Origin of the sequence: Chryseolinea sp. H1M3-3 (genome assembly GCF_029360725.1) — a bacterium.
Taxonomy (GTDB): Bacteria; Bacteroidota; Bacteroidia; order Cytophagales; family Cyclobacteriaceae; genus Chryseolinea.
Genome location: NZ_JARKMY010000010.1, coordinates 621,654 through 645,251 on the forward strand (window position 1 = coordinate 621,654; position 23,598 = coordinate 645,251).

Consider the following 23,598-nt stretch of genomic DNA (forward strand, 5'->3'; position numbering starts at 1 on the left):
AGGTTAAAGGTATTCAAATGCGATTTTTGTGGCAACAGGTTCTGTCCGGGAAAATTAAGTCCTATTTTTTGCGAAGAAGCGCCATATAAAAGCCATCAAATCCTTCCGATGGCCAACTGTGCTTTTGTTCCAGCAGTTCAAATTTTTCGCCATTATTTGCCATAAATTTTTCTATCTGCTGTTCATTTTCAGAGGGAAGCACGCTGCAAGTTGAGTAAACGATGAGTCCATCTTTCTTTACCATATTACAGTAGTCCTGAAGAATGTGTTGCTGCAGCTCCTTAACATTTTCAATGAAGGCAGGCGAGAGCTTCCATTTGGCGTCAGGATTTCTTTTCAAAACACCGAGCCCCGAACAAGGTACATCCAGCAACAAACGATCGGCAGAGTTTTCTAATCGCTTGATTGTTTTGGACGATTCAATGACTTTGATTTCCAAGTTATTGACCCCTGCCCTTTTAGCGCGTTTTTGTAATTCCTCTAGTTTAATTGGTTCAACATCCATGGCAATGATGCGGCCTTTATTTTTCATCAACGCTGCCAGATGAAGCGTTTTCCCGCCCGCACCCGCACACGCATCGATTACACGCATGCCCGGACTGACACGCAAAAAAGGTGCAATGAACTGCGAAGCCGCATCTTGGACTTCAAACAATCCTTCTTTGAATGTTGGATGCCTAAAAATATTCTGTCGTTCAGCAAGTACTAAAGCATCCGGAGAATCGCGTAAAAAATCCGTTTCAATATCAGACTCGTGAAGCGTGCGTTGTAAATCTTTAACCGAAACTTTTAATGTATTAACGCGAAGTACCACATGTGCTTCTTCATTCAATGCATGCAATTCTTTTTCCCAACGTCCTCCCAGTTCCTTTTCGCCCAGGGCATCCAGCCAATCGGGAATGGATTCACGAAACCTGCGGACGGATTTCATTTTTATATTACGCTCCAGAATTCTTTTTTCCGATAAATCCTTAAACTCGGTCCAATCGGGTAAAGGAATTTGATTAAGCACGCACCACCCGCCGAGTAATTTCCAATATTCATTTTCCTTTGCTTCCGTAATATTTTGAAGGAAGCGATACCATCTCACAATGTCGTACGTGGTCTCAGCGATAAATCTTCTGTCGCGTGCACCCCATTTAGGGTTTTGCTTCAAGATTTTTTCAATGACTTTATCGGCATATCTATTTTGTTCAAATATCATTTCCAAAGCACTAATAACCGCACGGGCGAGATTTACGAAGAGTTTCATGGCCGGCAAGATAGCCTTTTAGGGTAATAGAGAAAAGTTAATAAGAAATCACAGTGACTACGTCTCAAAATTGACTCCATTACATTTGAAAGTGTTCTGTTAACTTTATCCTTAACAATAAACCAAATCCACTATGAGTCGCGGCGTGATTGTCATCTATCGTCCAAAAAAAGGAATGGACCAACAGGTGATTCAACTGGTACGTGAACATATTTCCATTCTTCGGCAACAAAATTTAGCAACAAAAAAAAGCCCGATTGTAATGAGAGCGAAGGATGGAAGCATCATTGAAATTTTTGAATGGATATCCGCAGAAGCGATTGCAAATGCCCATGAAAATAAAGCCGTCCAGGAACTTTGGGGAAAATTTAGTTCTGTCTGCGATTATGAAATTCCTGTGAATGTAGAAGAGTTTCATTCCGTATTTTCAGAGTTTGAGGTTATTGAATGATGACACGCTTCAATTAGCGATAACACAACTTTATTGATAATTTGAACCGAGGTTTGAGAGACCGTCTTTTAATGAATAACTTTTACTTATCTCCGACATCTTGCATGTTCAACAAACTTTCAGAACTTTCGGCAAATTTTTATTGCGCCGGTGTTGAAAAAACTGAATTGGATCCTGCTTAAGCTCTATGCGTTCTGGGTATTTCTTGTCTTTACGGTGTTCATGATCTTGTTACTCCCCGGCATCATTATTCCCTTCATGCTAGGTGAGAAATTTGGTTGGCTAGGCGGAAAATTTTTATGGCTATGGTCATGGATTTTTAGTATGCTGACTTTTATCCGTTATGATTTTTACGGACAGAAAAATTTCAGAAAGGGACAATCTTACATTTACGTCAGCAATCATACTTCATTTTTAGATATTCCCGGTCTTTGGATGATCATTCCAGGTGAGAAAAAACCACTGGCAAAAAAAGAACTACTAAAAATTCCCGTGTTTGGGTGGATTGCTAAGTCAGCTGCCGTAATTGTAGATCGCTCCAGCGCAGAAAGCAGAAAAAAAAGCATGGATAAACTTAAAAGGATATTATCGCGAGGAACGTCAATTTTGCTTTTTGCGGAAGGAACTCAAAACCGGTCAAAAGAACTTTTACAGCCGTTTAAAGATGGCGCCTTTAGAATTGCCATTGATACACAGCAACCAATTTTGCCTATGGTTGTCGTTGGTGCGGGACCGTTGATGCCACCGGGAACCATTCGCATGAAACCCGGCCGTGTAAAAGTCATTGTCGGACCTGAAATTCCAACCAAGGGGTTAACAACAAACGACCAAGCCGCGCTAAAACAAAAAACTTTTGAGGCGATGAAACAATTGATCGTGGAGAACAAATAACACGAATATGACGGAGTGCCTTCGCGACACCCGCGCCATATCTGTAAAAAAGTCTTCGTGTCTCCAGTGTTCCTCCCAACTTTTCTTCTAAATATTCAGTCCTATTGTCATAACAACGGATCTACCGTCTGATGACCATATCCCTGGCCCTGGGTAAAACTGCGGACGTTTGGTAAAGTATTGTTTGTTGGTAACATTGTTCATATTAAGACGAACAGTAATATTCTTTGATAGCCGCCAGGAAGAGTTAATATCTACAAGGCCATACGCCGGGACTAAACCCGCCGAGCCATTCTTCGATGGAGTCTCTGTATTTAGTGCATCGGCAAAGCTTTCAGCAGTGTAACTATACAGAAGTGAAATGCTTGCGGTTCCCAGTTTAATGTTGAAACCATTACGTGAAATTATTTCAGGCGCACTTTCCACCTTGTTGTTGTCTACACTAACATTACTATCGCCTACACGGACAAACGCGTTTTTGTAACGTCCGTCCATCCACGATGTGGATGTGAAAATGGATACGTTCACATTTCTGATGGGTAAATAATACTCGGCGAAGATTTCCAAACCGCGCGTGAGCGAATTACCAATGTTAGTTTTAAAAAGGTAGAATTCTCCGTTTTCATCTGTCTGCGAGAGTATACCTAGCCTGTTGTTGTATTGTAATTGAAAAGCGCTGACATCCCATCGAAAAGAACCCTTAGCACCTCTATATCCGATTTCCAGATTGTAACCGTCCGCATCTGCCAAGTTGTTATCAACACGCTCAAACGTTGAGGCCGGAACAATATCCTTTAAAATTACGGGACGATAGGCTTGTGCCCAACCCGCATAGAAATCCTGATAAGGTGTTAAGTCATATTGTACATTAAGACCCGCCAGTATAAATTGATGTTCGATGGAATTGGGTAGCTTATCCGTTGGATAATAGGTGGTTGATCCTGCAAGATCCGACTTACCCGTTTCGGCCCTTAATCCAGGTGTTACTGATAAGCGGTCTGTGATTTTAAAATTATTCTCCAGGAAGAAGGCCAGGTTATTTGTTTTAAAACGTAAATCACGCCCCCACCCTTCTTCAGTTAATGTCAAATCGTAATCAGACCCGGTGGTTCCTTTTCCTAGTTGCCTTCTCCGGAGATTGTTCTTCATTCCCTGAACGCCAATCAAAAGTGTGCTGGCAGCGTTGAGAAACTTATAGTCATGCAACAACCGAAGTTCGGATGTATAGCTGTTATAATTGTCGATGTCGACCTGCCGTGGTGCGTATGTTAATGTAGCCGGGTCGATCACATCAACAACGCCTGATGGTTTATCAAACATAACACTATTGCGTGTTCCCAGCACAGCCGAAGTCAACCACGTAATCTTTGTATTAGCACTCAACCGCCATTCCAGCGTAACGGAGGGGATGTAGATATCAGGACTATAATAGTTTCTGGAGCGTGTCGACTGCCGTGGATCTGCATTAAACATGCTGTCATTAAGTGCTCCTGGCAACTGATACACATACGTTGAATGAGAGAATTCGGCAGTGATGGTCAGTGATTCGGAGGGGCGATACGTGATCATTGCTGACTGTGCATCGGCGTCCGACCTGCTGTTGTCGCGATATCCTTCCGAAACACGTTTGCTGACATAGGCATAGTAATCAACTTTACCGATACGTCCACCCACTGCGTTGTAAGTACTCAACAACCCAAAGGATCCTGCAGAGTTTACACTTTCAAAACCAATCTGGCGGGTGGTATCCGCTTTTTTGGTAATGTAGTTCAGCATCCCTCCAAACTGAGCCCCGTATTGGAGAGAACCTGTACCCCGGACCAATTGAATCCGGGATACGGCCTCCATGGGCATACTAAAATGACTCGCTGGATATCCATACATGTCTGAATTTGTCAGCGCATCATTCCTGCGAATATTAAACTCCCAGCCCCGGTGCGGATCGAGTCCACGGGTAGCAATATTAATTTGGTTCCCGGTACCATCCATATCATACACAAAAACGCCAGGAACCTTGGCGAAAACCTGCCGTGCTGTCTTCTCGGCGATATTCGCGTCCAGATTCCGTATCGTTAAGACTTCGTTCTTTTTTCCTGACCAAATATGGGTGCCTTCAATGGCAGGAAGGCGTTCAACATTAATCTCTTTATCACCTTCTATAACAACCTCGTCGAGCCTTTTGGTGGCAAGAGAATCCGGCTGTTGTTGTGCCAGTAGGGCACCCGTGCTACCGAACAGCATTAAGGTCAGGAGGTATCTCATGATGATTAATCAGCGCCGTCGTTTTGTGCTTTTACCAATGTATATTCCGCTACCTTCTTTCCTTGTTCTATACCGACTTCTGCATCAAACCTGTAATGAATACCACCGTAAATTCTGGACTCGGCAGCTTCATTCGCCCACGCCTCGCATTGTGCTGCTTCGTTTGGATAAAGATAGGATAAGATGGTAGCAGCAGCGGCCGAGAATGTACTATGACCCGATGTGTAACTTGGAAAATTAGGCGTACCCAAAATCGTTTTGAATCCTGGGATCGCTTGAATAGGACGCGGATAGTGGTAAAAATATTTCGCATCCCAACAGCTGATCCCTGCATCAGAGATGGCCATATTCATGTAAGCAAATGTTCTGGCAGAGCGGATTGGATTCTCCTTGTATTTTATGAGAAAGTCTTTTGCAAATTTATTCCAATGGCCGGGAGGGGTGTAAGATCCCAGACCATCAGACCACCAGTTGGCAATTCTTCTTTTTTCTTCCGTCATGTTATTCTGGATGTCTTGCAGTTCCTTAACGGCCTCTAAGAATTTTGGAGAGCCAATCGCGGGCGGAGGTTCCGGTCTAACATCCGCGACATTCGGTACACTCCACATTTTTACATTACAATATAAAGGTGCAAGGCCGACAGGTCGTGGAGGCTCTTCCCGGTTTTCCCATTTCCAGCCAAAACGATCAAAAGCAGATTTTGCGATAGAATCAGACACATTTTTAGGGCACTGTGCTTTACTCATGCCATCTTTAGATGCTTTTCCTAGTGCTAATTTTGCCACTTCAACACCAATGTATTCTCCGGCAGTGATGTCACTTTGAACATTCGTACCTGACCATTGTAAACTGGACAAATGTTCCTGCGCTCTTTCTTCCAGGTATGCTTTTTCCAGGGGAAACATGGCTGATAAAATATTTCTTGATGCAACTGCGATCACTGCGCCATCAGCGGGGTAAGAAGGTAGCATGGTTTCGCCATAAGCTGCTTCAATGGAGTTATCATTTTGAGAAGGGGCAAGCCTGTTGTAAAGATATTTGTAGTGCCATGCGCTTATTAAACCATCGAACTGAGCCACGCTTAAGTAAGCGAGCATTCTGCTGGTGTAAGCTGGATGTGCAAAGGGGAACGGCGTTGGACCCTCCGGCGTTGCTGGATTTGGAAGCGTGTAGGTTTTACCATCAGCATTCGGGCCAGGTATCAGGTTGTACTTCGCGGCCAGCTCCAGCGCAATTTCATTCCATCTGATGATCGGATTGTTTGTCCAGTATTCAACTGCTTTCTTTTGATCACCATCAAGATTTGCCATCGTGGTTTTGAGTGAGGCTAATTCTGCCTGATAAGCTGGAGAGCTTTCATCTTCGGGTGCAGGCACAACAATCTGGCTAGGCGAAGCCAGCATCACGGGTGTCCAGCTCCCACCGTCTTCATCTAATTTTGAATAGTCGTAGGCAGAATAATTGGCAAACCGTGGAAGGTCACTCTCGCAGGATGCAACTAACAGCAAGCACCAGCATGCACACAAAAGGGATATAATTAAATTCTTTTTCATATTAAGGATCGTATTCAGGTTTACACCAATTAAATCTTGAACTGATAGGTGAGTCCTCCACCGAAATTTGTGACTTTACCGATATTCCTACCGTTAAGCACTTCAGAATAATAAGCAAGTACACCAAGGCCTTTCACCTTTTTGATATAATACTGTGCAGAAAAACCAAGTTGGCCGAAGTTGACTTTGTTGGTAGGTTGTGGAGCGTTGTATTTTCGTATGTCGTCGCCGCTTGTAGAATTTTGCGCATAGTAACTTGTCTCTAATTTGAGCGAGCTATCAAACAACCATATGCCTATTGCCGCATTATATTCCCAGGCACTTGGTACATCCATCCAATTGGTATAGTAGCTGCCATTAGCATAATAGTAATCGCGTTCGATTTTTGTTTCACCTCTGAACAAGTGTCCTCCTGCAACCCGGGCATAAAGTCCCATGTCCAATTTGTATTGTACGATTCCCCGAACACTCCATTCATCGGTTCCATTACCCAGGCTGTATGGACGGTAGTCAGACAGGTAATTGGTGATCGGTGTAGCAAATCCCCCTGCAGCCAGCACTGCTAATTTTCCTTTACCCATTTGTTTGTTGATTATTTCCAACTTCAACGCCAGGCTTAGGTCCTGAAAGCCTTTGGCGCCGTACAGAAACCCTCCATTAGGTTCACTGGATTCAGTTTTAACATAAGGTACGCCAACGTAAAAATTAAGCTTTTTATGAAGCCCGATAGCAATCATCGGAGCAATGGTTGTGCGGGTAACTTTTGCAATTGTTGCATTCTTGCGGAGGTATGTACCTTCCCAGTATTGATCAAATGATCCACGATCATAGGTTAATGCAATGCATGACTCGCGCTGTTCCATCATGATTGCGTCCAGGGGAGTTTGCGCGTGCGCAGCCCCGATACAACAGAGGAAAGCGAGTAAACAACAGATTTTTGTAAAGTCTTTCATGAAATTTTGGTTTAAGATTCGGTATTAGGTTTAAAGTTTATCGCATAAAAAATCATATGCTGATTGCGTCAGTAAAATTTACTCATACAGTATTGATTACGTAAAGTTTGTTTAAGAAAGCCCAATAAGATCCAAGATCTTACCGTAAATATCCCGAGCACATACAGTCCTGGACCGTAACGGCAGGCCTACACAAAAGTAAGAAATTGAGATTAGGCTTGGGGAGGCGGTGTAACAACAGAAAGCGTTCTATTGTAGAAATACACCGTGTAAGATTGGATGGCTATTGAATAATTCCACCCTTCTGATCCGTTAGATATTTTTATATAGGTAGGTAGAAAATCTTTAATAAAGCTGATGAATTGTTTTCCTGTATGTTTGACGGGCTTATCTGTAAAAGATTTGACATAGTCTGCCAACGCTTGCTTAATGCGACTACTTTCATGGTCTTTGATACAAACGATAAATAATGTATCCCTCTGAAATTTCTGTTTTACAAGGCGGTAAAATTCGCCGTTGTGCTCAATCTCGCCATCTACGCGCTGAAACATTTCTGAGTCTGATTGGTAGGGGATTGAAATAGGCACTTTTATCGTGAATGTTTCCTCTTCGGCATACTGATGATTATCCAGCCGCTGCACCAAATTTCGAGTAGACTTATATCTCAGACCTTGCAATAATCCATAGAAGCCTAATGCATTGAACAGCATCAGAAATACCAAGAATATTGAGAAAATCCGTTTCAAAGCATAGGGGAGTACCAAGCATAGTTATAAAAAAAAAATCTAAGAATCAATTGCGGAGGGAAAATGCAGAACAATCGCAACATCAAAATGTTTCAAAGGGGCACGTAGACGATTTTTTTTGTCTGAAAAAAATCTTCTTTGAAGAAGTCAGAAAGCTCGAAAACTTGATACGGTTTTTTCAACTCAGCCAGTTCTTCATCTAAATCACCCCCTTTCAAATACAGGATGCCATTGTAGAGTTCATGATTGGATTTTTTCTTCACTTTGCGGTGAACCCATCCGTAAAATTCTTTAAGGCGTGTTACCGCGCGGCTGACAATGAAGTCGTATTCGTCTTTCAATTGCTCCGCCCGGATTTGTTCCGCATTCACATTTTTCAAGCCGAGGGCCGTGGCAACATTTTTCACGACTGTTATTTTTTTGCCGATTGAATCGACGAGATGAAATTGTGTTTCAGGGAAAAGAATGGCTAACGGAATACCAGGGAAGCCTCCTCCGGTACCCACGTCCAGTACTTTTGCGCCCGGTTTAAATGCTATTACCTTGGCGATGCCCAGCGAGTGTAATATGTGGTTGATATAAAGATTGTCGATATCCTTTCGTGAAATGACATTGATCTTTTCATTCCACTCCTTATAAAGACCGTAGAGCTTGTCAAATTGACTTTTTTGAGTTTCTGAAAGTGTAGGAAAGTATTGAAGTAGTAGGTCGACGTTACTCAATGGAATCTGCTGAAATTTATCTCCGATTAAATATGATCTCGTTTATTCTTCACCATTTCAAACATCAGCTCGCGTGCGCGGTGAAGCTGCGCTTTGACAGTACCCAAAGGTGCATCTAACTCAACGGCAATTTCTTCGTACGACAACTCATGAAAATAACGGAGGCGCACCAGCTTTTGATACTTGGGGGGGAGTTTATCAACGAATACCTGGATAAGCTCAGCCTTTTGCATCCGTATTGTTTCTTCTTGTGGATCTAAATTCTCATCCTCCACATCAATGGAAACAGATTGACCATCATCATCCGTAAAGGTATTTTCGATGCTAAGTGTATTAAGTTTTTTCTTCCTGATAAAGTCAATGGTATTGTTTGTGGCTATTCGGAATAGCCAGGTGCTGAAAGTAAAGTCTTTCTTAAACCGGTGGAGGCTTCTGAAAGATTTTGCGAATGATTCAATGGTAAGATCTTCCGCATCATCAACGTTCCGAACCATTTTCAGAATCATGTGGTAGACAGGGCGCTTATATCGTTGTAAGAGTTTAGCATAGGCTTTATCATCTCCGCCCACCGCCATGTCAATTAATTTAAAATCCTCCAGCGCTTTGGATGAAAACCTGTTTTCTAATTCTTCCATCGTACTTTTTTTGTAGCTAAGGCTTTTATGCCCGTGACAAGATAGTAAAAGGCATAAATAAAATCTAAAAGAGGAATGGCCCAGAGTTCCACCTTCTGATGAAGTTTCTTTACACCTACGCTGGCGGTTAGGGTAACCAATATGAGTCTCAATATCAGCAAGCCAATCACAACATAATAAACTTCCGAAAATATAGCTAAAGGGATACCTATGAACCAGGTCAAAAGCCAGGAGATGGCAAAAAGTCCCAACAATAACCGGTGACCAAAACGATAATATTTTCCGACCGACAAGTGCCTTATCTTTTGGTCGTAAAAGGCACGAAAAGTTGTCTTTGGAATGGATGTAACAATCGCATTGGGTTCAATGCAGACAGCAGTATTTATTTTCCGCGCATGTTGATTCACGAAGAGATCGTCGTCACCCCCAGTCACCTTAGTAAAATTATTGAAGCCCTTAACGTCTAAGAATTTAGATCTTCGATAAGAAAGGTTCCTGCCAACACCCATATAGGGGCTTCCCAATAATGCAAAGGATATGTATTGAATCCCTGAAACCAGCGTTTCATACCTGATAAATGCATTTAAAAACCCTGGTTTTGATTCGTAAGGCGAAAATCCTAAAATGAATTGGGTAGTATCGCTAAAATGTTTGCTAAAAGAACCGATCCAATCTTTGCTGACCGGACGACAATCTGCATCGGTTAAAAGCAGCCATTCATATTTTGCTGCTTTAATCCCTAAAGTGAGTGCATATTTTTTATTATTGAAGAGCGTGGGCGTTCTGTTAACGTGAACCATACGGAGCCGGTGATCCTTAGCGGTTTCCTGCAGCAGAAAGTCGAACGTTCCATCATTAGACCGATCGTCTACAATAATAATTTCGAATTCAGGGTGGTTTTGTGATAATAAAAGCGGAATAAGCTCCCGAAGGTTTTGTTCTTCATCATGGGCACAAATGATAATCGATACCGGCAATGCCTGGGTGGGCTTGTCAACCGATGTTTTCGAAAGTGCAACCAGGTAGAGGACTAAGTATATAAACTGTACGCCTACAATGGAGAAAAAAATAATAAGCAAAACTTCCAAGGACTGAGATTTTCCGACAAATATAAAGTTAGCAACGGAGGAAGAAAGAACTTTTAGACCAAACTCATGGAAAGGTGGGCGGCATACATGTACGGATCAGGTATCGTTTGATTGCCTATTCATTGTAAAAATGACGGAAGAAATCCGAGAAGTGGGCTTAAACAGGAAAAAAAGGGCATTGCGCTGTTTGCGTGAACATAATTCATGTGTTCGAAAACATGTAAGAAAATTAAACAAATTTATTTTCGTTATGAGGCTAAAATTTTATTGATTTGAAACATGGACTTAGGAAAAAATATTCGCATTAAAGATATCGCCAAACTGGCTGGAGTATCTGTAGGAACCGTCGATAGAGTAATTCACAATCGCGGTCGCGTGTCGCAAGAGGCGCTGAAAAAAGTTACTTCAGTAATGGAGCAGATTGATTACAAACCCAACCTAATCGCGCGGACGCTTGGTTCAAATAAAAACTATCGCATTGCTGCCATCATTCCTAATCCCGAGCAAGATCCTTACTGGTCACAGTCCAACAAAGGAATTCTCCAGGCACAGGCGGAATGGACTCAGTACGGCATTAATATAGATTTACACGTATTTGATCTTTTCAACAAAGAATCTTTTATAACTACCGTTCAGGAAGCAATTGCCACTAAACCCGATGGTATCGTAGTGGCTCCTATCTTTTATCATGAAGCGCTGCCTGTTTTTGATTTGCTTAAAACGGAGCAGATCCCATACGTGCTTTTCAATACCAATATACCTGAAGCAACTCCGTTAAGCTTTATCGGACAGAATTTGTATCAAAGCGGCAAGGTGGCTGCTCAGCTTTTGCATTTTGGACAAGAAAACCCTGGAACATTCGCTGTGCTTCACATGGATGAAGATATTCAAGACTCGCTCCACTTAGTGGAGAAGGAAAAAGGTTTCCGTGAATATTTTAGTTCAAATGGAAAAGCCAAGTTTGAGATCATGGCACTAAACCTCAATCCTTCGGATAGCGCTTTTGAAACCCAACTGAATGAACTGGTCAATAATCCAAATCTAAAAGGCATCTTTGTTACAACCTCCAAAGGTTCAGCCGTTGCGGCAAGTTTTTTGGAAAAACATTCAAAGAAACATATCCGGCTTATTGGCTATGACTTACTAGATGAGAATTTGAAATACCTCAAAACCGGAACAATTGATTTTCTGATTCATCAAAACCCAAAACGTCAGGCTTTCCTTGGAATAAGCCACTTGGTAAATCATCTGATGTTTAAAAAATCAATGCCTCAGCAGGAACTGTTCCCCCTTGAAGTTATTACCGAAGAAAACCTTGGTTCCTATTTGAACTCAGGTCTGCACTAATATTCGTGGTGTGGAATTTCCGATTTAGATTACGGCTAGTCTAAATCGGCATTCTTTACCATCAGAAGCATAAAGGAATTGTGATCGCAGAAAGGTATTTTTGCGCTCATTTATGAAATTCCAACTTCAATCCACAGACCCCAGGTCGGGCGCACGGGCAGGAACCCTTACTACAAGTCATGGCGAAATTCATACGCCTATATTTATGCCCGTTGGCACTGCGGGATCAGTCAAAGCCGTTCATCAGCGCGAGCTGGAAAATGATATCCATGCAGAGATTATTTTAGGCAACACCTATCATCTTTATTTACGTCCAGGCATTGAGTTGCTTCAAAAGGCTGGTGGTTTGCATAAATTCAACGGCTGGAATAAGCCCATGCTAACCGACAGCGGCGGCTACCAGGTTTATTCTTTGGGGGCTAACCGCAAGATTACGGAGGCGTGTGTCGTATTCAAATCACACATCGATGGATCCAAACACACATTTTCTCCTGAAGGTGTAATGGATATTCAGCGTGCTATTGGAGCCGACCTCATCATGGCGTTCGATGAATGTACCCCCTTCCCGTGCGAATATCAATATGCAAAAGATTCAATGGGTCTCACCCATCGCTGGCTGAAGCGTTGTGTTGACCGGTTCGATTCCACAGAGCCGTTGTATGGCTATGAACAAAGTCTTTTTCCAATTGTGCAAGGCAGTACTTATCCTGATTTGCGAAAGGAGTCTGCTGAATATATTGCCAATCAAAATCAACAAGGCAATGCAATAGGCGGTTTATCTGTAGGCGAACCCCATGAAGATATGTATGCAATGACAAGTCTTGTATGCGGTATATTACCTTCCGACAAACCCCGATACCTCATGGGCGTTGGCACGCCCGAAAATATTCTGGAATGTATCGCCTTAGGCATTGATATGTTTGATTGTGTGATGCCAACGCGAAATGCACGCAATGGTATGTTGTTTACAACCGAAGGTATCATCAACATTCGTAACGAAAAATGGAAAGACGATTTGTCTCCTATAGATAAGGCGCTTGGTGGTTATGCCAGTACGTTTCATTCTAAAGCCTACTTGCGGCACCTTATCATCAACAAGGAAATTTTAGGAGCGCAAATTGCTTCGATACACAATTTGACGTTTTATTTATGGTTGGTAAAAGAGGCAAGAAAACAAATAATTGAGGGTACCTTTGCTTCCTGGAAAGACAATATGGTCAAAAAAGTGAGTCAGAGATTGTAAACACCCACCAATCCGAAACGGTATATGAAGCTGCTTGATAAATATATCCTCAAGACTTTTCTCGTCACATTTTTCTTTGTGGTGCTGATTCTGCTTTCGGTTATCACAGTAATTGATCTTACAGACAAGATGGATAAGTTCGCTAAGGCTCACCTGGGCGCTGGCGAAATTATTGGATATTATCTCGATTACATTCCCTGGATAGGAAGCTTGCTAACTCCTATCACGATTTTCATTGCTGCTGTTTATGTGTGCTCACGGATGGCGGGTCATACAGAAGTTATTGCAATGCTTAGCTCAGGCATGAGTTTCAGGCGAATGCTAGTCCCTTATTTTATCGGGGCTACCTTAATTGCAGCCATCAGTTTCGTTTTAAATGGATGGGTTATTCCCAACTCCAATAAATCAAGGCTTGCCTTTGAAATGGAATATCTTAAGAGTAAGTATTACTTTGAAAAACAAAACATTCACATCCAGGTAGCTTCCGACACATATTTATATATGAAGAGCTACAATAATAACAATGAAACCGGATATCATTTTACACTGGAAAAATTTGATCACAACAGGTTGATCGAAAAGCTGACCGCGAGTAAAATTGTATGGGACTCCACCAAGTTAAAATGGAAGCTACACGATTGGAGTTTGAAAAAAGTGGATGGAATTTTTGAGACACCCAAACGACCAGAAACAGTTCCAGCCTTGGAGGTATCCAAAGTTGCAGTTCCACAGGAATTCGTTGAAAGAGGAGACGAAATGGATACTGCGCTTGTCATCCATCCTAAAGAATTTGAGAGTGATTATCGCAAATACGATGGACTTACATTAAACGAATTAGATCATCAAATTCGTACGTTACGTGCACGGGGCTCCACAGGCATTGAAGTTTATGAAGTTGAAAAATATACCCGATACACATCCCCTTTTACAATATATATCCTGGTCTTTATGGGTGTAATTGTTTCGGCACGAAAAAGCCGGGGAGGTACAGGACCTCAAATCGCTCTCGGATTTTTGTTGTCGTTCATTTTTATTTTATTCTTTACGCTCTTCAGAACATTTGCTGAGAATGGTTCTATGCCACCGCAAATTTCTGTCTGGATACCGAATATCGTTTTTGGAATTATCTCGATTGGAATGTACAAATATGTGCCGCGCTGATGGTAACGCGCACCGATTACTTCAAACTTCATTTCATCGTTTTTCTCTGGGGCTTTTCGGGTATCCTGGGAAAGCTCGTCAGCATTCCTGCGTATGAAATGGTTCTTTACCGAACCTTGCTTTCCGCAATCGGAATAGCCATGGTGATGTTTTTTGTCAATGAAACCTTTCGTGTTTCCTCGAAACAATTTGTTACGCTGACCCTCATTGGTTTTATTGTGGCCATCCATTGGCTGGCATTTTTTGAGTCAGCAAGAATTTCAAATGTTTCCGTAAGCCTCGTCGGATTTGCCACCAACTCTTTATGGACAGCATTGCTGGATCCTTTGTTCAATCGCACATCGATCAAGAAGTTTGAATTGATCTTAGGATTAGTTGTTATTTTCGGATTGTACATCATTTTCTCCTTCAATTTTCAATATCCGCTGGGGCTTTTAGTCGGCGTACTCGCCGGATTTACTTCCGCCTTGTTTTCCATTTTTAATGCACGCATGGTAAGAAACGTTCCGGCCTTTACCATAAGCTTGTACGAGATGATGGGAGCCTTCATTTTTCTGACGCTCTTGTTGCCCATCTACAAAATGAGCTGGGCATCAAATCAAACCCTTCAACTCCTTCCCGGTATCATGGATTGGGTATACATGATTATTTTGTCTGGAGCTTGTTCTGTCTATGCATATACTACTGCAGTCGAACTCATGAAGAAAGTCAGTGTTTTTCTGATTCAGCTCACGTTAAATCTCGAACCTGTTTATGGCATCATCATGGCAGTCATTATTTTTGGCGCTGAAGAAAAAATGGGTCTTAACTTCTACGTGGGGACGCTCATTATTTTAAGTGCTGTTGCCTCATATCCTTTCCTGAAAAGAAAGTACGACCGGCAATTCACGGTTTAAGCGTATCGCTCACGAAACGTTGCCTGCCCACACCGTGGCATCTGGAAAATGCCTGGCAATATTTTCGTCGCTATTGAAGATGCCATAAACGGCAGACCCGGACCCACTCATAGAAGCGTACATTGCACCAAGCCCATACAGTTTATCCTTGACTGATTTTATAAGCGGATGTTTTTTAAAAACAGTCTCTTCGAAATCATTTTTCAAAATCGATTTCCATTCCCCGACTGGATATTCACATACAATTGTTTCAATGGCATGAGAAGACTCCTTTGGTGTAATCCCTCCAAAAGCATCTGCCGTAGAAACATGAATATGGGGTTTTACGATTACCAAAAATCTGTTTTGAAGAGATAATGATATCTCTTTTAAAATCTCTCCCCGTCCGGTGCCTATCATGGGTTTGTCTTGAATAAAATATGCGCAGTCGCTCCCCAGTTGAGCGGCATAATCCATTAACGTTTTCTGAGAAAGGTTTAAAGAAAATTTATCGTTCAATAACCTAAGCATATAAGCAGCGTCCGAAGACCCGCCGCCAAGTCCAGCGCCGGAGGGAATTATTTTATGTAAATGAATTTTTACCGGACCCATATCAAAATCCTTTTCCAACAATCGGTACGCTTTTACACAAAGGTTATCTTCAGGCACGCCGGGTATTACGGTGCCGGTACTGGTGAATGAAAATTCGTCTGACGAAATAACTTCGAGTACGTCAAGCCAGGGAACGGTATAAAAACATGTTTCCAGGTTATGATAGCCATCTGGTCTTTTGGAAAGAACAGACAATCCGAGATTAATTTTGCAAGGAGGAAAAACAACCATCGTGGAGGTTTAATGTTTCAGCGTTGGGGAAAGAATCGAAAGCTAACCTCGACCACACCGTCAAATCTGAAAAATTATTTTGAAAGCCGGTCAATCATTTCCTGCGTGATACCCGACGTGGAGAAACCACCATCGTGCATTAAGTTTTGCATCGTTACCATCCTGGTGTAGTCTGAAAATAATATTGCGATGTAGTTAGCGCAATCTTCAGCGGAGGCATTTCCGAGCGGTGACATCATTTGTGCATACTCAAAGAACACATCAAAACCAGAAATGCCTGCCCCAGCCGTTGTTCTAGTAGGTGATTGAGAAATGGTATTAACACGCACCTTTTTAAGTTTTGCAAATCTCGCGCCGTAGCTCCGAGCAATAGATTCCAGCATCGCCTTCGCTTGTGCCATATCGGTATAATCAGGATATGACCGTTGTGAGGCAATGTAGCTCAAGGCCACGATAGAACCCCACTCATTCATTGCATCTAGTTTTTCTGCTGTCTGCATTATTTTATGAAAAGAAAGAGCTGAAATATCTAAGGTCTTTAAATACCATTCGTAATTCATGTCACCGTATTCTTTGCCCTTTCGGATGTTGGGGCTCATGCCTATGGAGTGCAGGATAAAGTCCAATTTGCCACCTAATATTTCAGAAGACTTCGTAAAGAGTGTGTTTAGGTCTTGTTCAGATGTGGCGTCAGCCGGAATCACTTGCGCATTACAAGTACTGGCCAACTCATTAATTTTTCCTAGACGCATGGCAATAGGTGCATTGGTCAACGTAAATACACCGCCCTCATCTTTAACTTTCAGCGCCGTTTTCCAGGCAATGGAGTTTTCATCCAAGGCTCCGAAAATGATACCACGCTTTCCTTTCAATAAATTATTACCCATGTTTTTTTAATAAGTAAGTAAGGCCACAATAATACGAATCTTGCGGAATTAGCACAGCATCGCCGAGGGAGGGTTTTACGGGATCAGGCATCTATTAACCGGTAAAGTAGCGCCAAACCACCTTATTGTTATCGCCTGAATGATGCTCAAATCAGTTATTCTCAAGGGTTTACCATGCATGTTATTCGTTCAAAAAACAAAAAAGCATGCTGGGAAGGATGGGTTAAAATCATTAAATTTCATATACATAAATATATCAGCTATGGAAACCACGTCATCGTTCTTTTCTACGTGGGACCAGTACATGTACGTCGGGGCAGCTACCTGCGTACTATTGGGTGTATTGATCCTTCTCTTTCATGAGTTCAAGGTCTTTCAATTGAAAGATAACAAACAAAAATACGACTATGTGAACCTACACGAGATCCGTTATTTTTGGTATGCTGTTATCGCATTTATCGCAGCGGCGGCGTTATACGCAAATACCGTCGCTACTGACAAAATTCAGGATGAAGGAATCAGATGGTTTTATGTTCGCATCTTTATTACACTGAGTTTTGCCGTGATTGCATACATCACTTTTTATAGCCTGGTAAGAATTTATTATCCACGACAACTGGAGAAACGATTGAGTCGGCTACGAAATAAACCGAGGGTGTCGCCTGCCGGTAACGTCATGCGAAAACTCAGGGAGTCGGAAGAGGAGCATCATCTGGAAGAATTTATGAAGAAAGAAGGTAAGATTCACTCCATTGACTATGACATATGGTTGGATGAAAAAACCGGTTTTAAAAAAATTGAAAAATATCCTGCCTATCAGCACGTGGAAGAGTGTTCAGAATGTGGTTACTTCACGATGAAATTAGAAGCGGAGGAAATTGAACAAGCACCCACCCTTGACGAAAACGGTTTTTTGTTAAAACATTATAAATGCACGTATTGTGGTCACCGCGAGCAGACGGAAGTTGTAGTAGCAAAACTTTCAGCCAACGTAGCATAAAATAAATTATCTCAAACTTAAGTTATTTAAAGCCCGCCCAGTATATTGGCGGGCTTTATGGCTTTACTACCTTCACAACCAATCGGTGTTTTTGATAGCGGTATCGGAGGGCTTACGGTAGCCCACGCGATTCGTAAATTGCTTCCGCATGAAAGCATGATCTATTTTGGAGATACTGCACATTTACCGTACGGTGACAAATCAGAAGCTGCCATCCAGGCATATTCCATTAAGATCGCCGACATTTTAGTAAAAAAAGGTTGCAAAGTAATTGTGATTGCCTGTAACTCGGCATCATCAGCAGCTTATGAATTGTTAACGGAATATGTTCGGAAAGATATTCACATCATTAATGTGATCGATCCGATGGTAGCGTTGGTCTTGGAAAAATTTCCAGGTAAACATGTTGGTCTGATCGGTACTAAAAGGACAGTTCAATCCGATGTTTATTCACGTAAAATACATGAGGGAAAAAAGAACATTCACCTTCATTCACTAGCCACTCCGCTGTTGGTGCCCATGATTGAAGAAGGTTTTTTTAAAAATCAAATCAGTCATGAAATCATCGCGCGTTATTTGTCTGATGAATCGCTGAAAAATATCGAAGCATTAATTCTTGCATGCACGCATTACCCGCTCATCAAGAATGAAATTGAATCTTTATACAAAGGGAAGGTCGCCATCCTTGATTCATCGGAAGTTGTTGCCAAAGCACTAAAGCAACACCTCGAAGATCAACGGTTGTTGAATGACGAAGCTTCCGTAGCACATCACCAGTTTATGGTATCGGATTACACAGAATCTTTCGAGGCATCAGCACGCATGTTCTTCCATCAAAGCGTTCAGCTTGAACGTCATGCGCTGTGGAATTAATAATGTACCATGTACCGTTTTTTACGAAAGAATAGAAATCGGCCCAAATAATTTTCTCAATTTGGCAGATGAATAGTCGGACACTTACCTAAACAATTGACAACATTAGTATTCATATTACCTTTTCTTTTGTTCTATACGGTTTTGGCCATCTATGCTGAGCGAAAAATTTCAGCCTTCATACAGGATCGGTTAGGACCTATGGAAGTGGGGTATTATGGGTTAGCGCAAACAGTTGCCGACTTAGTTAAGCTCATACAAAAGGAAGACATCACCCCAGCAAAATCTCAGGCCGCGCTTTTTAAAATCGCACCAATTATAATTTTCACTTCCGTTTTTGCCGGGTTCGCAGTGCTTCCGCTTTCTGCTTCGTGGTCAGGCGCAAATTTTTCGTCTGCGCTGTTTTTTCTCATGGCAATTATCTCACTGGATGTAATCGGAATTGTAATCGCGGGATGGAGTTCTAATAACAAATACAGTATGCTGGGTACGATGCGCTCTGCCGCTCAGATTATTTCATATGAAGTACCACTAGGACTAAGCATTCTTTGCGTTTGTATCATTTGCCAGTCACTCGACCTACAGGAAATATCCTTCCAACAAAGTATCTTTTACGATAAACCTCAATATTTTCTTGGGATAGAATCATGGGGACTCAACGTAGGATCCATTGGTGGATTTCTTTCATGGAATATTTTTAAAATGCCTGTGCTGGCAGCTGCATGGATTATTTTTTTTATTGCTTCACTGGCTGAATGTAATCGTGCACCCTTTGATTTGCCGGAAGCGGAATCAGAAATTGTTGCTGGATTTCAAACTGAATATTCAGGGTTTCGTTGGGCTGTGATTATGCTCGCGGAATATGGAATGATGCTTTTAGTAAGTATATTAGGGGCGGTATTATTTTTTGGAAGCTGGAATACCCCTTTTCCTAACGTTGGCTTTGTAAAGTTAGCGACCTGGACAAGTGGAACACCTGGAACAATAGCCTCAACCCTTTGGGGAATTTTTTGGTTGGTGAGTAAGTCTTGGTTTTTGGTTTCATTGCAAATGTGGGTTCGGTGGACTTATCCTCGCCTAAGAGTAGATCAATTAATGAACTTGTCCTGGAAATATTTAACACCTATAGCCTTAGGGCTTGTAATTCTATGCGGATTTTGGAAAATATTTTTTGTTTAAACGCAAGACGTTACTTCAAGTATCTGTTTGTCCTTTTAGTATTGATCTCTTTTCAATCTCAAGCACAGCGCAAGATTGATAGTCTTCAAACTGTATTACAAAATAATCTGCCGGATTCAACTCGTGCGAATGTTTTAGTCGCGCTCTCTCAGGAATATGCGTATGTCGATGTAGCAAAAAGCCGGGCTCTCAGCGAGGAGGCCATATCTCTTGCGGAAAATACGGATCTACCCCGACTCAAAAGTATAGCTTATCGGAACATGGGCGATGTCTATCGTGTTAGCGGTGATTACAGCTCCGCACTACGTCTTGATAACATGTCGTTGGAATCCAGCATGCTTTCCCAGGATACAGCTTTGATTGCTCGCTCCTATAATAATGTAGCGCACGATTATCTTGACCTGGGTGAGTATGACGAAAGTTATTACTATTTCACGCAAGGTTATAAGTTCGCGAAAGCCGTACGGGATTCCTTTATGATGGCAATCACCATCCATAATGTCGGAAGAGTGTTTAAAGAACTTGAACAATACAATCGTGCACTGGATCATTTTCAGATTTCACAGAAAATGAGCAGTCAGATCAAAGATCTCGAGGGAGAACCTTATTCACTTAACGAAATCGGCGATGTATTGCTACGCCAGGGCAATTATGATTCGGCTTTGATTACACTCTTTGCATCTTTAAAACAAAGCCGACAATTCGAACTCATTGGCCTGTTACCAAAGACGATGAGCAGCATCGCTAAAACGTACATGCAAAAAGGTGACTTCGATACATCTTTAAAATACTACGACACAACGTATACGCTGTACTCAAAGAATAAAGACAATTTTGGACTTGCAGAAGTTGAACTCGGACGCGGTGTGGTTTATCAGCGGCAACAGCGGTACGATGACGCGCTTCAATCCATCACCAAAAGTCTAAACCATGCACAGAAACTTAACGCCCGCATTCTCGAGATTCAATGCTTTAACCAACTTTCATCATTATGGGAGATGAAAGGCGACTATAAAAAATCCTTGGAATACTTTAAGCGATACAAAGAATTAGAGGATACGCTGTTCAGTCAGGACATGCAGGCCAAATTACTGCGTGACCAGATAAGGTTTGAAACAGAATCGAAGGACTCTCAAATCAAAGCCCTCGCAGAACAGCAGACCACTACCGAGGGTGCCCTTAAACGTCAGGAATTTGTACGCAATGTGCTTATCGTGATTATGGCCCTAAGCGTCTTGATGCTGATCAGTGTTTACAGAAGTGGTCAGCGCCGACGCCAAATCAATACCTTATTGTTGCGTCATCAGCAAGAAACAGAAAAGCGCAGCGAAGAGCTTGAACGACTTAATCAGGTAAAAGACAAATTCTTTTCTATTATCTCGCATGACCTTCGTTCACCCATCAATGCGCTGTCAGGATTATTAGACCTCCTCGACAAAGGTGCAGTGTCTTCAGAAGAATTGCCAAAACATATTCGTGAACTTAAAAACCGTTTCAACCATACGCGTGCCCTCCTCAACAACTTGTTAGATTGGACCTTGCTTCAAATGGATAAGCTGAACCTACAAAAGGGAAAGATAGATTTGAAAAAACTCGTGGATGAAAACATTCAATTATTAGGCGAGACACCAGGAAAGGAAATTAAACTCATCAATGATGTTGCTCCTAATACGATTGGCTTTGCAGACTCAAATACTATTAATCTGGTGATCCGAAACCTGATTACGAACGCCATTAAATTTACCAACGATAAGGGCGAGGTGCGCATTGCTGCGAAGCCTCAAGGTAATGAATGGTTGGTGTCTGTAAAAGACAACGGCATTGGGATGACCACAGAGGTGTTAAGAATCCTTTTTGATAAAACTTCACCGTACACCACCAGAGGAACAGCTAACGAAAAAGGTACAGGGCTGGGTCTTATTCTTTGCAAAGAATTTGTTGAAAAGAACGGCGGAAAGATCTGGGTGGAGAGTGCTGAAGATTACGGCAGCACATTTTACTTCACACTTCCGAAGGCCGAAGTCTCTGCCTCCTAAACAGGGCATTTTTTGTACCCTGCCTGTAATAATTTGTTGAAATTGTTTATAACAACTTTTTCCCTCCTATTTTTGCAGCAGGATGGAACACAGGCACAGCAACGTATCCTACTTTAAAAATATCTCGCAGTCTATCCGCTCGTTGTGGGGCGGACTGCGCGTTACGCTGCGCCATCTGATCAAGTCAAGGAATACACAATCGGTAAAGTCCATCCATGCGTCTGATTATTTTGCTGACCGCGAAGGCATTGCAACTATTCAATACCCGTATGAAATGCAGCCCGTACCTGACAACGGTCGTTACCGCCTTCACAATGAAATAGACGACTGCATTGTATGCGATAAATGCGCAAAGATTTGTCCGGTTGATTGTATTGATATTGTTCCCATCAAAGCAACCGAAGAGATTGGCAAAACATCCGATGGAACTCCGAAAAGGATTTACGCGGCAACCTTTGATATTGACATGGGCAAATGTTGCTTCTGCGGATTATGCACGACGGTTTGTCCGACAGAATGTTTAACCATGACGAAGGTGTACGACTTCAGCGTTACCAATATCATGGAGCACAATTTTGCATTTTCCGAAATGACCGATGAAGAAATTGCTGAGAAAAAGAAAAAGTTAGAAGAACATCAAAAAAGCAAAGCCGTAAACCCGCCGGTTCGCGTGGAGACCGATGAGAAGAAAGCAGCGCCAGTTTCGGCACCGGTTGCCAAGCCGATATTCAAGCCCAAAATAAAGCCCCCCGGACCACCTACACCACCCGCTACAACATGACGCTTACATCCTTCATGTTTTATTTTTTTGAAATTGTTGCTGCATTGTCGGCGGTGGCCCTGGCACTATCTAGAAATGTATTTTATGGAGCGCTACTCCTGATCGTATGCCTATTGGCATTAGCAGGGATATATGTTCTGGCGTTTGCTGAGTTTATTGCAGTAACCCAAATATTAATTTATGCTGGCGGAATTCTAGTGGTCATCATTTTTGGTATAATGCTAACGACAAAAATTTCCGAAAAACCTTTAGCTGTCGAGCACACCTATTTGTTATCCGGCATCCTTGCCGCTGGCGGATGTTTTGGCTTATTGATATATGTGCTTTCAAAAGAATATTTTTTAACAACAGGTGTGCAGCAGCTCCCCTCTTCACCTGTTAATGGCATTCAAACCATTGGCGTCTCCATGTTTAGCAAATACGTCCTGCCTTTTGAAGTGGCGGGAATTCTTTTGCTCATCTCACTTGTTGGCGCATCGGTGGTTGCTTCAACGATTAAATCAAAAAAAGAGTGATGTTTCCTGTTGAACATTTTTTGTTTCTTGCGGCGTTGCTCTTTTCCGTTGGCTTGCTGATCATTATTACCAAGCGAAACACCATCATGGTGCTCCTGGGGATTGAACTGCTGCTGAATGCTTCTAATTTAAATTTAGTTGCCTTCAACCAGCTTTGGCCGGCATCGGTCGATGGGCAAATGTTTGTGTTGTTTGTTATTATTGTCGCCGTATGCGAAGCTGCTGTGGGACTCGCCATCGTGCTTCAGGTCTATCAATATTATCAAACATCAGTAACGGATTCCATAAGTGAACTAAAAGAATAG

At 42.1% G+C, this 23,598-nt stretch carries 23 protein-coding genes; 13 read left to right on the plus strand and 10 right to left on the minus strand.

Translation table 11 applies throughout. The annotated features are described in order from the left end of the window. Positions 1-61: 61 nt before the first annotated feature. Positions 62-1,252 carry an RsmB/NOP family class I SAM-dependent RNA methyltransferase gene (locus P2W71_RS19480; RefSeq protein ID WP_276372991.1) on the minus strand — a complete coding sequence of 397 codons (1,191 nt, stop codon included), beginning with the start codon at positions 1,250-1,252 and terminating at the stop codon, positions 62-64. A gap of 133 nt (positions 1,253-1,385) precedes the next feature. On the opposite strand from P2W71_RS19480, the gene P2W71_RS19485 reads away from it, so the two are divergent. Further along, the gene (locus tag P2W71_RS19485; RefSeq protein ID WP_276372992.1) at positions 1,386-1,703 is read left to right on the plus strand and encodes a hypothetical protein; all 318 of its coding nucleotides are present in this window, start codon (positions 1,386-1,388) and stop codon (positions 1,701-1,703) included. A gap of 153 nt (positions 1,704-1,856) precedes the next feature. Next, positions 1,857-2,594: a lysophospholipid acyltransferase family protein gene (locus tag P2W71_RS19490; protein ID WP_276372993.1), complete on the plus strand. Its 738-nt coding sequence runs from the start codon at positions 1,857-1,859 to the stop codon at positions 2,592-2,594. Between the two features lie 87 nt (positions 2,595-2,681). Here P2W71_RS19490 and P2W71_RS19495 read toward each other — a convergent pair whose 3' ends face one another. From P2W71_RS19495 to P2W71_RS19525, 7 genes are all read right to left on the minus strand, one after another. Beyond that, on the minus strand, positions 2,682-4,856 hold the full coding sequence (locus P2W71_RS19495) for a TonB-dependent receptor (RefSeq protein WP_276372994.1): 2,175 nt from the start codon (positions 4,854-4,856) through the stop codon (positions 2,682-2,684). 5 nt (positions 4,857-4,861) lie between these two features. After that, positions 4,862-6,409 carry a phosphatase PAP2 family protein gene (locus P2W71_RS19500; protein WP_276372995.1) on the minus strand — a complete coding sequence of 516 codons (1,548 nt, stop codon included), beginning with the start codon at positions 6,407-6,409 and terminating at the stop codon, positions 4,862-4,864. Between the two features lie 29 nt (positions 6,410-6,438). After that, positions 6,439-7,362, minus strand: a complete 924-nt coding sequence (locus P2W71_RS19505) for a transporter (protein ID WP_276372996.1) — start codon at positions 7,360-7,362, stop codon at positions 6,439-6,441. A 212-nt stretch (positions 7,363-7,574) separates the two neighbouring features. Then, entirely contained in the window at positions 7,575-8,108 is a 534-nt protein-coding gene (locus P2W71_RS19510) for a hypothetical protein (protein WP_276372997.1), read from the minus strand. A gap of 92 nt (positions 8,109-8,200) precedes the next feature. Next, on the minus strand, positions 8,201-8,830 hold the full coding sequence (rsmG, locus tag P2W71_RS19515; RefSeq protein WP_276372998.1) for a 16S rRNA (guanine(527)-N(7))-methyltransferase RsmG: 630 nt from the start codon (positions 8,828-8,830) through the stop codon (positions 8,201-8,203). Between the two features lie 26 nt (positions 8,831-8,856). Next, positions 8,857-9,465 carry a sigma-70 family RNA polymerase sigma factor gene (locus P2W71_RS19520; protein WP_276372999.1) on the minus strand — a complete coding sequence of 203 codons (609 nt, stop codon included), beginning with the start codon at positions 9,463-9,465 and terminating at the stop codon, positions 8,857-8,859. Continuing rightward, on the minus strand, positions 9,453-10,553 hold the full coding sequence (locus tag P2W71_RS19525; protein ID WP_276373000.1) for a glycosyltransferase: 1,101 nt from the start codon (positions 10,551-10,553) through the stop codon (positions 9,453-9,455). The genes P2W71_RS19520 and P2W71_RS19525 overlap by 13 nt, the downstream gene beginning before the upstream one ends. A 279-nt stretch (positions 10,554-10,832) precedes the next feature. On the opposite strand from P2W71_RS19525, the gene P2W71_RS19530 reads away from it, so the two are divergent. The 4 genes from P2W71_RS19530 (at position 10,833) to P2W71_RS19545 (ending at position 15,200) form a co-directional block, all read left to right on the plus strand. Beyond that, positions 10,833-11,900 carry a substrate-binding domain-containing protein gene (locus tag P2W71_RS19530; protein WP_276373001.1) on the plus strand — a complete coding sequence of 356 codons (1,068 nt, stop codon included), beginning with the start codon at positions 10,833-10,835 and terminating at the stop codon, positions 11,898-11,900. 112 nt (positions 11,901-12,012) lie between these two features. Beyond that, positions 12,013-13,143: a tRNA guanosine(34) transglycosylase Tgt gene (gene tgt / locus P2W71_RS19535; protein WP_276373002.1), complete on the plus strand. Its 1,131-nt coding sequence runs from the start codon at positions 12,013-12,015 to the stop codon at positions 13,141-13,143. Positions 13,144-13,167: 24 nt separating this feature from the next. Next, positions 13,168-14,304 carry an LptF/LptG family permease gene (locus P2W71_RS19540; RefSeq protein ID WP_276373003.1) on the plus strand — a complete coding sequence of 379 codons (1,137 nt, stop codon included), beginning with the start codon at positions 13,168-13,170 and terminating at the stop codon, positions 14,302-14,304. Next, complete coding sequence (locus P2W71_RS19545) at positions 14,304-15,200, plus strand: DMT family transporter (RefSeq protein WP_276373004.1); 897 nt, start codon at positions 14,304-14,306, stop codon at positions 15,198-15,200. The genes P2W71_RS19540 and P2W71_RS19545 overlap by 1 nt, the downstream gene beginning before the upstream one ends. Before the next feature lie 9 nt (positions 15,201-15,209). On the opposite strand, the gene ispE is transcribed toward P2W71_RS19545, so the two are convergent. Together ispE and P2W71_RS19555 are read right to left on the minus strand one after the other, a co-directional pair. Beyond that, positions 15,210-16,022 (minus strand): 4-(cytidine 5'-diphospho)-2-C-methyl-D-erythritol kinase, encoded by an 813-nt coding sequence (gene ispE, locus P2W71_RS19550; RefSeq protein ID WP_276373005.1) that lies wholly within the window; start codon positions 16,020-16,022, stop codon positions 15,210-15,212. Positions 16,023-16,096: 74 nt separating this feature from the next. Continuing rightward, the gene (locus tag P2W71_RS19555; protein WP_276373006.1) at positions 16,097-16,909 is read right to left on the minus strand and encodes an SDR family oxidoreductase; all 813 of its coding nucleotides are present in this window, start codon (positions 16,907-16,909) and stop codon (positions 16,097-16,099) included. 262 nt (positions 16,910-17,171) lie between these two features. Between P2W71_RS19555 and P2W71_RS19560 the strand changes: the two genes are divergently transcribed. From P2W71_RS19560 to nuoK, 7 genes are all read left to right on the plus strand, one after another. Continuing rightward, positions 17,172-17,909: a hypothetical protein gene (locus P2W71_RS19560; RefSeq protein ID WP_276373007.1), complete on the plus strand. Its 738-nt coding sequence runs from the start codon at positions 17,172-17,174 to the stop codon at positions 17,907-17,909. A gap of 57 nt (positions 17,910-17,966) precedes the next feature. Beyond that, a complete protein-coding gene (gene murI / locus P2W71_RS19565) occupies positions 17,967-18,782 on the plus strand; it encodes a glutamate racemase (RefSeq protein WP_276373008.1) in 816 nt (271 codons plus the stop codon). A 96-nt stretch (positions 18,783-18,878) separates the two neighbouring features. Further along, positions 18,879-19,961 (plus strand): complex I subunit 1 family protein, encoded by a 1,083-nt coding sequence (locus P2W71_RS19570; protein WP_276373009.1) that lies wholly within the window; start codon positions 18,879-18,881, stop codon positions 19,959-19,961. Further along, on the plus strand, positions 19,931-21,997 hold the full coding sequence (locus tag P2W71_RS19575) for a tetratricopeptide repeat-containing sensor histidine kinase (protein ID WP_276373010.1): 2,067 nt from the start codon (positions 19,931-19,933) through the stop codon (positions 21,995-21,997). Before P2W71_RS19570 ends, P2W71_RS19575 begins: the two co-directional genes overlap by 31 nt. Before the next feature lie 82 nt (positions 21,998-22,079). After that, positions 22,080-22,778, plus strand: a complete 699-nt coding sequence (locus P2W71_RS19580; RefSeq protein ID WP_276373011.1) for a 4Fe-4S binding protein — start codon at positions 22,080-22,082, stop codon at positions 22,776-22,778. A gap of 14 nt (positions 22,779-22,792) precedes the next feature. Next, positions 22,793-23,293, plus strand: a complete 501-nt coding sequence (locus P2W71_RS19585; protein WP_276373012.1) for an NADH-quinone oxidoreductase subunit J — start codon at positions 22,793-22,795, stop codon at positions 23,291-23,293. Continuing rightward, complete coding sequence (gene nuoK, locus P2W71_RS19590) at positions 23,293-23,598, plus strand: NADH-quinone oxidoreductase subunit NuoK (RefSeq protein WP_276373013.1); 306 nt, start codon at positions 23,293-23,295, stop codon at positions 23,596-23,598. The genes P2W71_RS19585 and nuoK overlap by 1 nt, the downstream gene beginning before the upstream one ends.

Excerpts from the sequence above, each read along its gene's own strand:
- P2W71_RS19480 (WP_276372991.1), bottom strand. The coding sequence starts at position 1,252 with ATGAAACTCTTCGTAAATCTCGCCCGTGCGGTTATTAGTGCTTTGGAA.
- P2W71_RS19485 (WP_276372992.1), top strand. The coding sequence starts at position 1,386 with ATGAGTCGCGGCGTGATTGTCATCTATCGTCCAAAAAAAGGAATGGAC.
- P2W71_RS19495 (WP_276372994.1), bottom strand. The coding sequence starts at position 4,856 with ATGAGATACCTCCTGACCTTAATGCTGTTCGGTAGCACGGGTGCCCTA.
- P2W71_RS19500 (WP_276372995.1), bottom strand. The coding sequence starts at position 6,409 with ATGAAAAAGAATTTAATTATATCCCTTTTGTGTGCATGCTGGTGCTTG.
- P2W71_RS19505 (WP_276372996.1), bottom strand. The coding sequence starts at position 7,362 with ATGAAAGACTTTACAAAAATCTGTTGTTTACTCGCTTTCCTCTGTTGT.
- P2W71_RS19520 (WP_276372999.1), bottom strand. The coding sequence starts at position 9,465 with ATGGAAGAATTAGAAAACAGGTTTTCATCCAAAGCGCTGGAGGATTTT.
- P2W71_RS19530 (WP_276373001.1), top strand. The coding sequence starts at position 10,833 with ATGGACTTAGGAAAAAATATTCGCATTAAAGATATCGCCAAACTGGCT.
- tgt (WP_276373002.1), top strand. The coding sequence starts at position 12,013 with ATGAAATTCCAACTTCAATCCACAGACCCCAGGTCGGGCGCACGGGCA.
- P2W71_RS19540 (WP_276373003.1), top strand. The coding sequence starts at position 13,168 with ATGAAGCTGCTTGATAAATATATCCTCAAGACTTTTCTCGTCACATTT.
- P2W71_RS19545 (WP_276373004.1), top strand. The coding sequence starts at position 14,304 with ATGGTAACGCGCACCGATTACTTCAAACTTCATTTCATCGTTTTTCTC.
- ispE (WP_276373005.1), bottom strand. The coding sequence starts at position 16,022 with ATGGTTGTTTTTCCTCCTTGCAAAATTAATCTCGGATTGTCTGTTCTT.
- P2W71_RS19555 (WP_276373006.1), bottom strand. The coding sequence starts at position 16,909 with ATGGGTAATAATTTATTGAAAGGAAAGCGTGGTATCATTTTCGGAGCC.
- P2W71_RS19560 (WP_276373007.1), top strand. The coding sequence starts at position 17,172 with ATGGAAACCACGTCATCGTTCTTTTCTACGTGGGACCAGTACATGTAC.
- murI (WP_276373008.1), top strand. The coding sequence starts at position 17,967 with ATGGCTTTACTACCTTCACAACCAATCGGTGTTTTTGATAGCGGTATC.
- P2W71_RS19575 (WP_276373010.1), top strand. The coding sequence starts at position 19,931 with ATGCGGATTTTGGAAAATATTTTTTGTTTAAACGCAAGACGTTACTTC.
- P2W71_RS19580 (WP_276373011.1), top strand. The coding sequence starts at position 22,080 with ATGGAACACAGGCACAGCAACGTATCCTACTTTAAAAATATCTCGCAG.
- P2W71_RS19585 (WP_276373012.1), top strand. The coding sequence starts at position 22,793 with ATGTTTTATTTTTTTGAAATTGTTGCTGCATTGTCGGCGGTGGCCCTG.
- nuoK (WP_276373013.1), top strand. The coding sequence starts at position 23,293 with ATGTTTCCTGTTGAACATTTTTTGTTTCTTGCGGCGTTGCTCTTTTCC.